This is a genomic window from Succinivibrio faecicola, assembly GCF_019448115.1.
Taxonomy (GTDB): Bacteria; Pseudomonadota; Gammaproteobacteria; order Enterobacterales; family Succinivibrionaceae; genus Succinivibrio; species Succinivibrio faecicola.
In genome coordinates this window covers 12,567-28,074 of sequence record NZ_JAGFNY010000029.1, presented here as the reverse complement: position 1 = coordinate 28,074, position 15,508 = coordinate 12,567, and the positions used below count along the sequence as shown (strand labels likewise).

General features: G+C 31.5%; 12 protein-coding genes. 2 read left to right on the top strand and 10 right to left on the bottom strand.

The genetic code is table 11. The annotated features are described in order from the left end of the window. The first annotated feature begins 400 nt into the window (after nt 1–400). Nucleotides 401–673 (top strand): hypothetical protein, encoded by a 273-nt coding sequence (locus J5V48_RS07780; RefSeq protein ID WP_219938012.1) that lies wholly within the window; start codon nt 401–403, stop codon nt 671–673. Nucleotides 674–683: 10 nt separating this feature from the next. Then, nucleotides 684–2,354 carry an N-6 DNA methylase gene (locus J5V48_RS07775; protein ID WP_219938011.1) on the top strand — a complete coding sequence of 557 codons (1,671 nt, stop codon included), beginning with the start codon at nt 684–686 and terminating at the stop codon, nt 2,352–2,354. 86 nt (nt 2,355–2,440) lie between these two features. Here the strand turns inward: J5V48_RS07775 and J5V48_RS07770 are convergent, their stop codons facing one another. From J5V48_RS07770 to J5V48_RS07725, 10 genes are all read right to left on the bottom strand, one after another. After that, a complete protein-coding gene (locus J5V48_RS07770) occupies nt 2,441–3,832 on the bottom strand; it encodes an McrC family protein (RefSeq protein WP_219938010.1) in 1,392 nt (463 codons plus the stop codon). 1 nt (nt 3,833) lies between these two features. Further along, nucleotides 3,834–5,696: an McrB family protein gene (locus tag J5V48_RS07765; RefSeq protein WP_219938009.1), complete on the bottom strand. Its 1,863-nt coding sequence runs from the start codon at nt 5,694–5,696 to the stop codon at nt 3,834–3,836. 36 nt (nt 5,697–5,732) lie between these two features. Continuing rightward, nucleotides 5,733–6,794 carry a 5-methylcytosine-specific restriction endonuclease system specificity protein McrC gene (gene mcrC, locus J5V48_RS07760; RefSeq protein ID WP_219938008.1) on the bottom strand — a complete coding sequence of 354 codons (1,062 nt, stop codon included), beginning with the start codon at nt 6,792–6,794 and terminating at the stop codon, nt 5,733–5,735. Continuing rightward, nucleotides 6,784–9,624: an AAA family ATPase gene (locus tag J5V48_RS09955; RefSeq protein ID WP_255557769.1), complete on the bottom strand. Its 2,841-nt coding sequence runs from the start codon at nt 9,622–9,624 to the stop codon at nt 6,784–6,786. Before J5V48_RS09955 ends, mcrC begins: the two co-directional genes overlap by 11 nt. 65 nt (nt 9,625–9,689) lie before the next feature. Next, complete coding sequence (locus tag J5V48_RS07750) at nt 9,690–11,084, bottom strand: IS66 family transposase (RefSeq protein ID WP_219938007.1); 1,395 nt, start codon at nt 11,082–11,084, stop codon at nt 9,690–9,692. Further along, complete coding sequence (locus tag J5V48_RS07745; protein ID WP_219938006.1) at nt 11,005–11,463, bottom strand: hypothetical protein; 459 nt, start codon at nt 11,461–11,463, stop codon at nt 11,005–11,007. The genes J5V48_RS07750 and J5V48_RS07745 overlap by 80 nt, the downstream gene beginning before the upstream one ends. A 608-nt stretch (nt 11,464–12,071) precedes the next feature. After that, on the bottom strand, nt 12,072–12,632 hold the full coding sequence (locus J5V48_RS07740; RefSeq protein ID WP_219938005.1) for a hypothetical protein: 561 nt from the start codon (nt 12,630–12,632) through the stop codon (nt 12,072–12,074). Nucleotides 12,633–12,666: 34 nt separating this feature from the next. Next, nucleotides 12,667–13,878, bottom strand: coding sequence for a restriction endonuclease subunit S (locus J5V48_RS07735; protein WP_219938004.1), 1,212 nt, complete (start codon nt 13,876–13,878; stop codon nt 12,667–12,669). After that, a complete protein-coding gene (locus J5V48_RS07730; protein WP_219938003.1) occupies nt 13,871–15,337 on the bottom strand; it encodes an HsdM family class I SAM-dependent methyltransferase in 1,467 nt (488 codons plus the stop codon). Before J5V48_RS07730 ends, J5V48_RS07735 begins: the two co-directional genes overlap by 8 nt. Before the next feature lie 32 nt (nt 15,338–15,369). Next, nucleotides 15,370–15,507, bottom strand: coding sequence for a hypothetical protein (locus J5V48_RS07725; protein ID WP_219938002.1), 138 nt, complete (start codon nt 15,505–15,507; stop codon nt 15,370–15,372). Between the last annotated feature and the right edge of the window lies 1 nt (nt 15,508).

The window sequence follows — 15,508 nt, the reverse complement described above, 5'->3', positions numbered from 1 at the left end:
TTGGTAAGCTAATTTTAAATTCATACAGATACTCTCAAAAATTTTTTAAGATTGTATCTGACGTGAATTTCTTAACTATGCTTCAAATGGCGCAAAACGCCAACTGATCTAAAAAATTACTTATAGATCATAAGGATATGATTTTTAAAATTTCTTTGAATTGACTTGCAGTAATGGTCAAAAAAAATATAGGTATTAATGGATTATTAATACTTACTATTTGTTTGATATATCAAGAAAAACCAACCTTACCTTTATTTTAGTCACTACATTACCACAGCGATCTTGATCACATTTTTTTAATTTAGTCACTGCATTACCACTTTACTTTTGGCTGTACAGCGACTAAACTATAAGTACACGGTAACCAAGTGACTAAATAAAAAAGAGGTATTCAATTATGTATAAGACTCGTCATATTCATCAACGCATGAGCCAAAGGGGAATCACTCAGCCTGTAATAGATATTTTATATCATTTTGGAATCTCAGATGGCGACAAGATCACTTTGAGTAAAAAGAATTGTGAACTCTTAAGCCAGATCTTTTCTAAGATGAAAAAAATAACTGACAAGATGGCGGAAAAAGGTGGTTTTACTTTAGTTGCTAATGGCGACACTCTTATTACAACATATCGTTTAAATAGTTTTAAATTATCTAAATCTTCAGATTAAGAGGAAGTATATGAAAAGATCACATTTATTAGATTTTGAAGCCTTAGTTTCTTCATTAGACAGAAAAGAGTTAAGTACATTCTTTTTAGCATGCACTATTGAACTACTTCATAAAAAGAATGAATTATCTAGCAGTCTAGATTCTGATTTCTCTAACGATATTTCAAAATGTGCAAAATTATACAATTTCTCAAAGGAAATGTGTTCTGAAATTTTATCTCTTACAAAATTGCCTAATAGCCTAATGAATAGCTACAAGGAAATTAAAAAGAATTGTGAATGGGATAATTGCGAGCAAATTGAAGAAACAGTTAACCGTTTAGTTGATTTACTATCCGGAAAAGCATCATTTTCACATTTTTCAGAATACAGATTTTCTAAAACCTTATCTGAGTGGGTATGTGATGGAAAATCAAACCTCAAAGCTTATTTTCCATATAACAATTTAGTTGAAGCTGTAAGATACACCGGTAAAAACGCAAAAGTAAACGATGTTTTAAGATATAATCCAATAAACACCACAATCGACAATCTTCTAATGGCATTGTTTGACATATCGATAAACACTAAAATTGAAGGTTTCGATAAATTATCTGATGCAAAAGTAGACTTTTATGACGTTGGTTTTTCAGTTCCACCTTTTGGACTCAAACTCGAAAATAGAGAAATATTCGAAAATACTATAATTGAAAATATGACAACTTCAATTAAAGGTAGATTTGCTTGTATAGTTCCATCAGGATTTGCTTTTAACAGTCTCGTAAAACAGAAGAATTATAGAGAAAAGTTAGTAAAGTCCAAACGTTTAGCTGCTATTGTTGAACTTCCTATTGGATATATTGCAGGAACAGGTTTAAGCACAATTGCACTTCTTTTTGATTATAAAGAAGCCAACAATAACGATATACTTATGATTGATCTATCAGACTCTAAATATAAAGACGAGCAATTAAGTTTCAGATCAAATTTTGTATTAAATGAATCTGCTATCAAGGTATTTTCTGATGCTATAAAAGGAACTCTTTCTAGTAAGTGTGAAAAGGTTTCAATTGACAAGATCGCAGCAAATGATTACTTACTACTGCCATCAAGATATGCTTTATCTGATGAGATGAAAGAATCTCTCAAAAAAATTAATGAATATAAATCATCAAAGACTCTATCCTCTATTGCATTTATGTATAGAGCTCAAGCTACAGCTAATGATGGTGATGGTAAAGAGTATTATGAGGTTGGTGCATCTGATATCAATGAATATGGATTCGTAAGTGCTCCTACAAAAACTCTTTTACTAACTCCACAAAGTAGTAGCCTTAAAAATAAACTGCAGAAGAACGATATTATCTTCTCTATTAAGGGGACAGTTGGTAAGGTTGCATTTATTGACAAAGTTGTTGATAACTGGATAGTAAACCAATCATTTGTAATTATCAGAGTTACCGATGAAGCTTATACACCTGAATATGTATTCAAACAGTTAACTTCTAAGGTTACAAAGGATTACATTGCACTACACGCTGCAGGAAATGTTATTAAGTCTTTTCCTATTGATAAGCTGAAGGATTTTAGAGTACAAGATCCTACAAAAGAAAGTTTATGTGCAGCAAAAGAAAAGACTCAAAGACAAATTAAAATCTTGAAAGCGATTGAAGATTTAAAGAAAGAACTATCTGAAATTTAAAGATTAGGCGCTTCGAGAGATCTGGGAAAAGCACTGAAGAATGTATAGCTATATTCTTTCGGTGCTTTTGTGATAAAAAGACATTACTAATATCTCGAGTAATGTGTCATATGATTTTTTAAATTTTGCATAAAGGTAGATTCGTTAATCTTTATTTTTCCAACAAAATCTTCATAGTTGCAAGCATTTTGAGGAATTTTTAATCCCATTTTTAGAATTTTTACATCTTCCCTTTTTTCTACATTATTATCATATGATGTTCCTCTATTTAAATACAGTTCAACATCTTTTATCTGTTCATCGTATGAAGCTTCTGGATAAAAAAATATTCCTAATTTTGAATCAAATCTAAACATATAGGCTAATAATTGTTGATAATCGTGACCACAAATATTTGAATCAAATTTATATTTAGCATCAGCAATAATTCGATGCTCAATATTCTTTCCTATAAAATCAGGATAAATTGTTCCGCAGTACCTTTCTCCACTGAATAAATATTGTTCTCCTGATTTTGTTTTATTCTGAGGGTGATGAAAATAATCAACCACTAAAGAGTTTATATATTCTTCCCATAACCAAGCACCATCAAATAGTATGCCGTATATCTGTTTTGTTCCCAATCCTACTTGATGTTTTTGATTTCTTAGAATAAGAATGCAAAGCCTTTGCAAAGTTGCATATTCTTTATAATATGCATGTTGAATTGGGTTATCTTTATTCTTAGTTATGATCTTTTGTTTATCATATGGCTGATACAATTTTGTAGTTCCAACAATTAGTTTTACTTCCTCTTTGATTGTATTAATAATCTGTTTTCCATATGACTTTCTTTTAATAAATTCTACCGTATGACGAACAAGTTCGATCAAATAGTTGTCATAAGAAAACTCTCTTTGGTTATATGCGATTTTCCCTATAAAAGGAGTATTATTCTTAATATGCCTAGCAACATCAATACAACCTTTTACATTATTATCGTTATATTTGATATTAACGTATCTTTTAAATAAACCTTTTCTAATAGCCTTTTTTAAGTAATAAGGAAAAAGAAACAACAAATAATTAAATATATCTTTATCCTTACTAGCTGAAGTCTTCAGATTAACAAAATTAGGAAAATCCAGCACTTTGTTCAGTAGATACTGAAAAAAGAAATCTTCTTTTGATTCTTCACCTCTATTATCCTGTTTGTTGTCTTCTTGGATAATGAATCTTGATTTTATTTCTAGGTATTCATTGCCACAACCAATATAACCAAGAATATTACCCGTTCTATAATTTTGATTGCATGATTGAATTATCATTTGATCTCGAGAAAGATCATTTGATTTATCCACTAATTCAGGAAATACAAAGACACCTTCTCTTTCAAGATAAGAAAGTGTTTTATCTGAAACTTTATCAGTAAGATCTTTTATAAACATAAAAGATTCTTTTGGATATAAAAAATTGTCCTTACATTTGCGAATGCGCATTTTATGCACCAATAGAAGATTCTTTATATCCGTACGCTTGCTCGAATTTCTTCATTATTTCAGACTCGTTATACAAACCTTGAATATACTCTTGTAATAAAGGTTTTAGGCAATCTGTCCAAAGTTGATCAAAAGTTAAATATTTTAACTTTAAGAAATAAGATGCTCCTATTTGATAGTTCTCATTTAGATCTTCAACTTGAACTATTTCCTTATTGAGTTTTTCCATTCTACTAATAGCTTCATTTTTGATTTCATCGTTTTCTAAATCAGATAACATTTCAAGGCGATCTTCGGCTTTTATTTCAACAAAGCGAAAACGTCTTCTCATTGCAAAATCAAAACTATCAACAGATCTGTCAATATCATTCATTGTTCCTATAATATAAACATTATTCGGAATATAGAATTTTTCAGTCAGATCTGAATGCATGTTTGAGTATTGTGTTGAAATTTCTCCTGCTGTACCTCTATATCCAGGATCTATTGAATAAAACAATTCACCAAAGATCTTTGAAATTTCACCACGATTGATTTCATCGATTATAAATATATATTTCTTTTTTAAGGTATCTTCATTTAGCCTATTATTCGAATTTTTAATCTTTTTTTTCTTTATCTCCTTATAAAGAGAAAAAATGTAAGAATACTCTTGCGTAGCAAACTTTCTTCCAAAAAAAACAGGCATCTCATTGACTTTTGAAAAATTCTTATCTGACTCCAACATTAACCTTAATTCATCTGTATTTAACATCAATTTGTTAGCTGAAGGATTATTTGGAATAAAAATGCTAATATGATTATCACCTATATTTGTAATTGTAAATTCATTACCTGTTACTGTTTTAAATTTATCTACCCCCAACTCAATACTTGAAAAGAAATCTTTTATGTTCTCCTTTACAGATTCTTCTTTTTTAATTTCCTCATTTGATTTTTGTGAATTTTCGTAATTCTTTCTTGCTTTTGAGATAAATTTCTTGAAGATTCCATCTTGTAATTCAAAGCCTATCGTTCCATCGCTATTTATCTTAGGTCTCAATCCTTCTACAAAGTCAGAATAGTCATAATTTGGATGGAATTGAACAAATTCAACTTGTTGTTTCTGTTCTGGGGTAAGATCTGAAAATTTAGCTACTCGCCCTTCACTTATAATGTCAGCGGCAATTTCCTTTGCTAAGTATGATTTTCCAGTTCCTGGGGCACCTCTAAAAATAAGATTTTTTGATTCTATTAATAAATGAGAATATTCATTTAAGTAATCTTTTGATTCCTGAATTAATTCTTTTTCTTCTATTTCATTATTCTTGATTTCTGATTCAATTTTATCTCTGTATGTAAGAACGAATTGATCACCTAGATCACCAAATCGACGCAAACATTCTTGAACAAACTGAATTGTTGAAAAAATATTCCAACAATAAAGAACAAACATTTTTCCTTCATCATATGTATAGGTCAAGTATTCTAATGTATTGCGTCTTTTCTTAAATTCCTCAACACTAGTATAGATACCTTTTATAAGTTCAAATTTTGGAGAATATTTACACACAGGAAAATTTTCTTTTTCTTCATAAGAAAGTTTTGAAAGACGATCTTCAAAAAGCTGACAAGCAATTCTTGCCATGGTTTGATTTGATACTTTTCTCTCACCTTTATTTCTTTTTCTGCGTATTATTTCTCCATCTGACCTTTTAAAATATACATCGAGAATTGTAAACATATCACCTAATTCTAGATTATCTATTGAAAACCTAGCATCGGAAGCTTCTATGCTATTAGCAGAAATTCTTAATTCATATTTTTCTTGAACTTTATTTTCTTGTTCATGTAATCTGTTTGTTGTAATAATTTGCTGTTCCATATTTCAATCTATCCTAAACAATTATTGCAATATCTATTACCCCAAAAAATGAATTGCAATATCATCAAGCTGTTTTTTGATATCTTCAAAATCCTTGTTAAGATCAAGCGTTATGGCTCCAATTTGATTTCCACCAATTTTAACTTGGTAACCTTCTGTTGGAATATAATTTTCCTGAGTTTTTGCGTAGACAAGCATGCCCGACACATTTCCTGTATTTTCTTTGTCTTGATTTTTTACGTATGTAAAGATTTGATAAAGATTGCTTGAATGGAGTGTTTTTTTGTCGTTTCTATACTGCATTGTTTTACCATAATATTTTGCATCTATTATCAATACTTTTTCATCCTTTCGAAGAAAAATATCAGACTGCATTTCTGGTAAAAAACTAATCATGCTTTTGCTACTATCAGAATCTAAGTTCCACTTAATTTTTGCTGCTCTTGCATCAGATAGATCTTTACGCTCACAACGATAATATTCAAGAATAAATTTCTCAAACAGCTTTGCCATGTGCTCATCGGAGAATGATGACATTTTGTATTCGCCAGCTTCTGTAGTTTGTAGCATTCCATCCATCACTAAGTAGCATATGTTCAAAAGCATTTCATAATTCTTACTGTTTTTATGATAATGAAGGCGATTCCATAAAATTGAAGATGGTGAAAGCAGATCAACCCCATCAAAAAATAAAAACAACTTAGTAAGTGCTATTTTGTGCTCTTGATCAACACCTTTACTCATAATTAAATAATGCATTGTCGTTTTCAATATCTGATTAAACAGATTGTTTTCTGACAATTCATCGTACTCACAAGAAATCATTTGCTTTCTTTTAATTTGAAGACGAATGGTTTCCTGTAAATCAACTTTTCCTTTCATGACTGAGAGCGTGTCATGATTTACTACGTATTCTCGATATAAACCTTGTTTTAACTGTTTTGCTATTCCTTTTGCTAGTATTGCTGCAAACAAATCTTCTATTTTATTAAATTCTTCTGCAGCAACGCTTTCATAATTTGTCTGTTTCAGAACCTGAAATGCGTAGGAAAGCATATAGTATATGTTTTTTATATAAATGCCTTTATCATTTATCATTAAACACACCACTCAAACGATCTTTCCAATATTTCACCTTTTCTGAATCGTCAAACCAGTATTCCTCTAACATTGGAATAATGTCATATTTAACAATATCGCTCAAATGTTCAACACAATTACGTTCGCAGAAATAACTATGACCAATTCTAAAACCTCTTCCTAAAGAAGGATCGTCAGTAATTTTATTATTGAGTTCTTTGATCTGTTCAATTAAACTGTTAAATTTAGTATTATTAAAGGTACTCATGTATTGTTTGAATCCATCAGAGTCAAACCCTGGATCGATTTCCATAAAGCTAAATCTTCTACGTAAAGCGTAATCTATTAAAGCAAGACTACGATCGGCAGTATTCATCATACCAATAATATACAGATTCTTAGGTACAGAAAAAGATTTTCCACTGTATGCTAGTGTTGCTTTTTCTTCTCTATAATCAGCCTCAATAAGCATCAGAAGTTCACCAAAGATTTTACTTAGATTTCCTCTATTTATTTCATCAATAATAAAGAAGAATTCCTTATCAGGATTATTTGATGCTTTTTTACAGAAATTGTAAAAAATGCCTTCTTTTAATTTAAAATTGGATCCTTCAGGTCTATAGCCCATAATAAAATCTTCATAGGAATAGTTCTGATGAAATTGAACAAATGCAATACGTGATTCATCTTTTTCCCCCATCATCGAATAAGCCAATCTTTTTGCAGTAAAGGTCTTACCAACACCAGGAGCACCTTGTAAAATGATATTCTTTTTACGTTTAAGCATTGAAACAAGTTCATCATATCTGTCCTTCCCCATGAACACTTCAGACAAGAAATTATCCCTTGTATACTTTTCTGAAGTCATATTCGTATTTATTGGATTCAGCTCTCGAATGATATCCAAAATGAATTCATATTCATCTTTAGATAACTTAAACAAACTTCCATTTGGATTAGACAAAACCTCCATTTTTGATAATTCTTGGCAGTCGCTTATATCAGAATACTCAATTGGTGTTGTAAATTGCTCTGTTTTTGAAAAATATATGTTGATTCCATCGTTAGCATGAGTAATTGTACATAAGCCAACAATCTTTCTTACTGGTGAAGCTTCATAAACTAATACAGCATCTCCAACATTTGCATCAAGAAAATTTTCATATACACGCCTTTTATTTCCATTTTCGTTGTATAGCGTATAAGCTTTTTCTTCTTCTATTTTAAGATCGTCAAAACTCCAAACTTTTGGATTTACATTTAACCACCAGTACTTTTTTGGACAAACATTTTGACCTAAAAGATCTTTTACTGTCATATTAAAGTATGGTTTTAAAATGAGACGTTCAAATAAATCTTTTTCATCTATCTTAATGCAAGTAGAATTATTATTCGGCGTCCACCATTTTTGTTCACCTGTGTATGGAGAATCTATTACAGCTTTGGCAATAATGCGGTATGAGCGCTCATACCAACCGTCCTTCATTTCAGGGTTCTCAACTGGATCATCACTAGTAAATTGACCTAAAAGTTGAATACTGTTACCAAAACAAAGATAGAAGAAATCATCTTTTTTAATAGACTTCATAAAATCTTCGCCTTGAGTAATTAAAGATTTTCCCTTTGACGTGGTTTCGCTGTGAACTACAACTACATTTCTATCTAAAAAAGTCTTTCTATTCTCAGAAGGTACTCCCGTGCTGTCTGTTCCTTCACTGATTTTCCAAATTTTTGGGGATGCTACTGAATATAGCATGACATCTGAAAGATCGATTTTATCAAGAGCCTCTGATAGTTCAGCTCTAAGACGCCACACATATGATCCATCTTCTTCAGAATCTGCTGGTTTACCGGTGTAGAGAATTGGCCACAATTTTGAATTTTCGTTATTATCTTTAAGAAGAGGACAATTTGTTTTCTCGGCAATTCTTTTAGCTAAACTAGAAGAACCTGAATTGTAGAAGTTTACAGTTTCACCGTATTCTAGGGAAAGCTGCTTGCAAGTTGCCTGACCTCCATAATCCTTTATACGCTTCATTATCTGAAGACAATTTGGATAAAAAACAGATCTATCATTTAACAAATTAATCCAGTCATCAACTGAGAAATTAGGAGAGTAATCTTTAGGGTACCATACATCTTTATCATCATTTGATTCTATCTCACTTTTTTCATTATTTTGTAAATGTAAGAAAAAGCAAAAATCTATTGTTAATGTTTTTAACTGAAGATCCTGATAACAAGAATCTGTTAAAGAATTTCTAAGAAGTACATTTATCGCGGTATCTTCATTTAGAACATCCCTTATCTCATCATACATATCAAAAACGACACGTACACTTTCAATATCGCCTTTCTTAAACTTGTAAGAAGCACTTAATTGTTTAGCAACACTTTGAAAAACATTGTGTTTGTATATGTAATATTTATCAGGATATTTCAACCATAGGTAAATACTTATTACGTTTGTATTCTGAAAAGAATTTATCCAAGTGCCATCATTATATTTAGTTCTGATTGATTCAGAAGAATCTATGAAGTCAGATATTCGCTGAACTAAGTCTTTTGACTCATCAAAGAGGTTGCGGAACATCTCGCGAGTTAAATTATCATTTGCTGTTGCAAAGTTAATTATCATTGCTCTAGGGAAAAAGAATTTCGCAGCCAGCAAATTACCTGTTTTTTCTGTAGCTTTTTTAAACATCTCCCCAAAATTGTCAGCATCAATGTTCCAGTGTGATTGAAAATACTCGATCGCTTCCCATTTATATTTCTCTTCATTCCATCTTGAAGAAAAACAATTTTTATATTCAGTTAATGCATGCTTAATTTTTTCTTCGCTAATCATTTTTATCCTTTGAATAATACAATATTAGTGTAAATGGTCGGAAATAAAAATTTCTGACCTTTCTGTTAAGCCATATTCCATGGCATCAATTCATCAAGGATTTCAGAGGAAATTTTATGGTCTTTATAACCAGTAATTGTTCCTTTGGAATCCTTTTCAAATTCAATCTCGTTAACATGAAGCATCATTATTGTAATGATTGTCTTTATGTATGTTCTAAAATCAGTGTTGTGAAGCAAGCATGTTTTATACAGAGAATAGAATTCTGTTAAATTTGATGCACCTTTGCATGTGTCGCTTGCAATCATTCCGTTTCTTAATAAATCAAGCTCTCTGAATTTCTCTTCAGTTTCGTTATTAGTCATGACACCATAAGGACTGCTTAAGAAGGCTTTTAATCTATCTTCATTATTAACCATATAGACAATTGACTTATATAGCCTGTCAGAGCATTTTCTTTCTGGCTCAGCATTTTGCTTTTCTTTGCTGTTTGCCCGTTCCTTTTTAATTGTTTTATAGATGTTATGTGCCTTATCAAATATCTTATCAATAAGTGGAGTTAACTCCTTTTTCTTAAGTTCACAGATGTCCAGTTTCTCGTTTTTAATGCATTTTTCAACCAGCGTATTATGCACTTTGAAACAGTTGGTTATAGATTCAATGAAATATCTGGCATCCTCAATATCCTGCTCCCAATGATTGTCAATAATCTCTTGAATAGGAGAGCCATTCTTATGAGTTCCATAATTAACAAGCTCACAGAAATTTCGACGTCCATGAACCCAACAAATTCCATGACTGAATACACGAGAACTATGCCCATCCTTATCTTTCTTTATAGAAAACATCTTCCTGTAAAATGCATCAGATTCGATAAAACAATCAGCTGATACCTGATTATCAAGTATGATGTTTTTGGGAATATCTGCACTCCTTTCTAGAGAATGGTAATACAGACACACCTTCTTTGACACTATGCCAAATACATATGAACGCAACGTTTTTGATTTGCTTCTATGCGATTTTCTTCCTGGCTCATCTTCAGGTGGTCCTTTGATTTTGCCCTTTTCTCTACAGCTCCAGTACGTTTCATCAACTCCTATAAAAGTAGCTTCTTTTAAGTATGACTCCATGTGCTTGAATATAGGCATCAGAAGTGCTGCTGTAGTGTCCGTGTAGCTGTACAATTGCTGTCTTGTAAAACTGATGTTATACCTTAAAAGATACTGACTGATTCTGTTCAATGGAGACTTTAGTACCAGCCACTGCTCAAGGATTAAGCTCATAAGTCCAATGCTCATCGAACTCTTCTTTAAGAAATCTGTTTCGGGATAAACTGTTGGTGTTACCTTTACTTCAGATATCTCGTTGTCATTCTCATCAACTGCTACTACCTGCAGTTTGATGACAATATGGTTGTAGCTTATGATTGCAGTAGGGGCAGTATTGAACTTTGGCATAGTCCTTTAGTTCATATGAAAGTCCAAGTTTAAATGTACCTTCAAGTACTTTGTGATCTTCAGCAAAGCAGCTTCTTAAACTTTTAAAACAAGCATAGCTAACAGTAATTCTTAACTGCTCTTGAAGCTGGTTGCTACTCAATTCAATCTCAATTAGGTCATCAGCATTAAGCTCCTGTAGGTGCTCAAGTGAGGAGATTTCGTTATTCTGAAAAACAAACTTAAAGGTGGTAAATTCAACTCCTAAGTACGTAATTAGCTGAGTAAAAGGAGCGGAGGAATCAATGATTTCAAGAACTCTCCTGCAAGCATGTAGATTTTTTGCAAGAAAGAATAAAGAAAGAGCTTCGTTAAAGTAAGACTGTGGTAATATATTCATGCACTTACGTGTGGGAGACAGACGCAACTTTCCAGGGAGAGTCTGTTTCCCTTAATAAAACCTATAGATAAGTCCATCCTATCAAAAATTCTTCACAAAAAGACCAACAAAATCAAAATCTAGTGAGCTCTATTACAAAATGACCGAGCTTCTAGCAAAAATGACTAAGCAATAATCAAAAACAGATAAGCAAAAGAATAATTTGAATGAGCTGTTAAACAAAATGATTAAGCTAAATTGGAAGGTTTTAAAAGATCTGATAAAAATCAAATGAGCTAAATCAGATCTTTTTCAGTGGGCTGTGACAGCTAGGAGATCGCTACAGATCGATGGATGAAAAAGATGAAAAAGTTGTCATCTTAAAATCACATCGTGCTGTGATCTTGTATGAAGCGTATAGAGCCATATATACAAAAAAGCAAATGACAATAAAACTGTGAAAGAAATCACACTGATTTTTTAAAGAACAAACAGTCTGCTTAAGGGGCTGTTTTATAATGGTCTAAAAGTTTATTTCAGACCATTTACTTATTTTGTTTGAAATGTAATGCTGAAAAACTAACAGATTATTTTATGATGTTGCGATATAGAGGGTATTTAGTTATAGCCTATACAAGGTAGTTAAATATAAACTTGTTGCTATCTATAATTAATTTTTTCTTTTTTAGATATTTATTAAGAGTAACAACTGCACATGGATGCAGATTATAAGGTTCACTTAGGAAGTTACTGTAGTCAGTTGTCCTATATATTAACTGAAAATCGTTTAACAATCTTATGTGATTGTCATGGTAAAATATTTCATTGATAGGCGTGCTTTCAAAAGCTTGTTTCTCGTGATCATAATATGTGTAAATCAAAAAAGACATAAAATCTCTAGTGCAGAATTTTTTTAGATATCTTTCTATTGTTGCTTTTGTGCTGAATTTATTTTCATCGTATTTTATTTTAAATTTTAATATTATTATTGAAATAATATATATACCACTCACAAATGTAGCAAGACCGAGTTCTTCACTATGGTTATGTTTAATTGATTGTATGAATAGAATCTCTAAATACCTATCTGGGATATACAATAATCCTAAAGAAGAAATGAAAATAATACATGCAAGAAGATTAATATTTATTTTTTTGAGTGCGTCAAAGAAAAGCTGTATATAGGTCATTATGAATCTCTTTATTTCACTATAAGTTTTAAAATTATTGCTCTATTTTGACTTGTCCATTCATCAGCAAAGGAAGAATAAAGCCTTTTAATTTATTCAAAACACTAATTTCATTTTGTAAATGCAAAACTTTGCTATCAAGAGGTAATAACTGTTTATTAATTTCATATAGTAAATCACTTGGTATATCAATAATCTTTATAGAATTCATCTTCTCTTGAGTAATTTTGGCCTGTATAGATCCTGTTTTTAATGAGGGAACATATATATCTTTTAATAATTGCATTAAAACTGCACAAGAGTACCCTTTTTTCGGTTCTAAAATATGAGCATGATTGTTGACCCAAGTTTTTCCTGTAATACGCTGAAGTATTGGTGTATTATCCCCCTTCATAATTGAACCATCTTCGGCCATTAATACGTAATCACCATCAAAAATAAATTCATTAACATAATCCATTACACAAGTTGCGCCATAATACGGAAATTCTCCTTTCTTAGCACCTCTTTGTTTGCTTGAAAGGGGCACTCTTTTTGAGTCATAGCAATTTGTTATTGATCCTATGAAAGTATATTTCCACCCCTCAGGAATCTCTCTCTTCAATTCCTCATTCCAAACCATCTTCCCACCTGAAGACTTATAAGGCTTTCCTTCTTCATTCGGAAAATCAAACTGCACAAACCAATAGTCATAGATTGTTTTTGCAAGAGATTCGAGATTTTCTATTTGTTTTTTGTTGTTTTGGATTTTTAAGTCAATATTTCTTAATACATTAGAAATTTTTTCTTGCTGTTCTTCACTAGGAGCCCAAAATTCATAATCTACTACTTGAGAAGGGGATAAATTTTTTATAGTTGAACCAGTTGAAACAAGACTGATATAATTTTTAAATAACTTCGTTTCTAGAACGTATTTACAAAAATATAAATTCTTATTTATCTTTATATTTAAGAAACAGGCACTTTTCCCTAAAGCAACAGGTTCTCCTTTATAAAAGGCAATATTTCCAAGTGAACCGTTAATAGACACTAGAATTGTCCGTTCGCTCAAATTACGCTTAATTCTATCAAATTCTATTTCATTAATTTTTTTTGTATCTGGATAAATTTCAATGTTACCATCTTTTAAGTTATTACCATTTATAAAAAAATATTTCCCCTCAGAATCATAAATAGGCGTTCCATGAATTCCATCGCCATAACTAGACACATAATCTAATATTTTTGTCTTTGATAATTTACTCATACTTCAAACTCCCTAAAGCAGCCTTGATATTAGCCTCTAGCTCTTTTCCTTCTGCAAAAAGAGAATCTAAAGTTTCTGTGTATTCTTTTATCTTTTGATTGAACTCTTCTTCTGTAATATCAATATGCTCAATCTTAACTTCAAAATACTGGCCTGCGGAGAAGCTGTAATTTTTAGATTTTATTTCATCTATTGATGGCAATACTGAGAATTCATCTACAGCTTTAGTGTCATGGAATGTAGATACTATTTGCTCTACATCATCATCTTTAAGAACAGTCTTCATGTTTTTACCGTCCTTAGACTCTTCCCCTAATTTACTTGCATCAATAAATACAGGCTTATCAATTCCAGCCTTATCAATAAATACAACACTCACATTGGTACCAGTATTTGCAAAAATATTGCTTGGCATTGATACAACACCTTTTAAGAACTTATTATCCACAAGGTATTGTCTAATCTTCAAAGGAATACCAGACTGTGCTGTTAAGAAACCTGTTGGCACAACGATAGCACCACGACCGGCATCTTTGATAGATGCAATCACGTGCTGGAAGAAACAAAGGTAAATCTCCATTTTCTTTTTATTTTTATTTGGAATATTGGGAACTCCTGCAAAAAATCTCTTGAATGGATCCGCTGTCTTTAGTGTGTTTTGATAATCAGAGAAATCCAGTTTAAAAGGTGGATTTGATACCACAAAGTCAAACTGCTTTAACTTGCCATTATCATCCTTATGGAAAGGATGAGTCATGGTATTACCCTTGATAACGTGAGTTAATGACTCTGCCATACCGTTTAATATCAAGTTTAACATCATCATCGTTGATGACTTCTCACTGATATCCTGAGTATATACAGCGCACTTACGTTCACCAATTGCGTGAGCCAGCGCAATCAGTAACGTTCCTGTACCTGCTGCAGGATCATAAATCTTCATGCTCCTGTAGTCTTTGCCGTCATCAACAAGTAATCTTGCCATGATGTTTGCAACTGAATGAGGGGTATAGTACTCAGCATAAGTACCACCACCATTTGAGTTGTAATCCTTTAACAGATACTCAAAGATTGTAGAGAAAAAATCGTAGCCGGCATCAAAGATATTTTCAAAACTGAATGCTGAAATATCATCAATTAAAGACTTACAGAAAGAGTTCTTGTTTGATGCTCCACCAGAGATTAAATCAGAAATTGGCTTAATGATAGGAACTCGAGAATTATCTTCATTTACAATAAAGAACACATCAGCATTTTCAGCAGCAATGCCTTCCAAAGTTGCATCCATGATTTTTGCAAAGTTTTCATCATTTCTTCTTTGAGATACGAATGGAATTAAATGCTCTCTTTTTAAAATTACTGTATCTTCAAGCAAAGCACACAGTTCTTCAAATTCATCATCAGACATAGCCTTTAATGATTCATAGATATCTTTGCCATTTTCAACAAGTTTAGGCATTTCCTTTTTAGCTGAGTATATAAATTTATCATTTAGAACTTATATAAAAATATCTGAACGATTACTACATACTCGTTTCCTGAATTACCCAAACCGTTACCACTGGTTGTACTCTTTAAACGGTCAATGAGATCTTTAGTCTGCTGCTGGATTGATAATGTCTCTTCCATG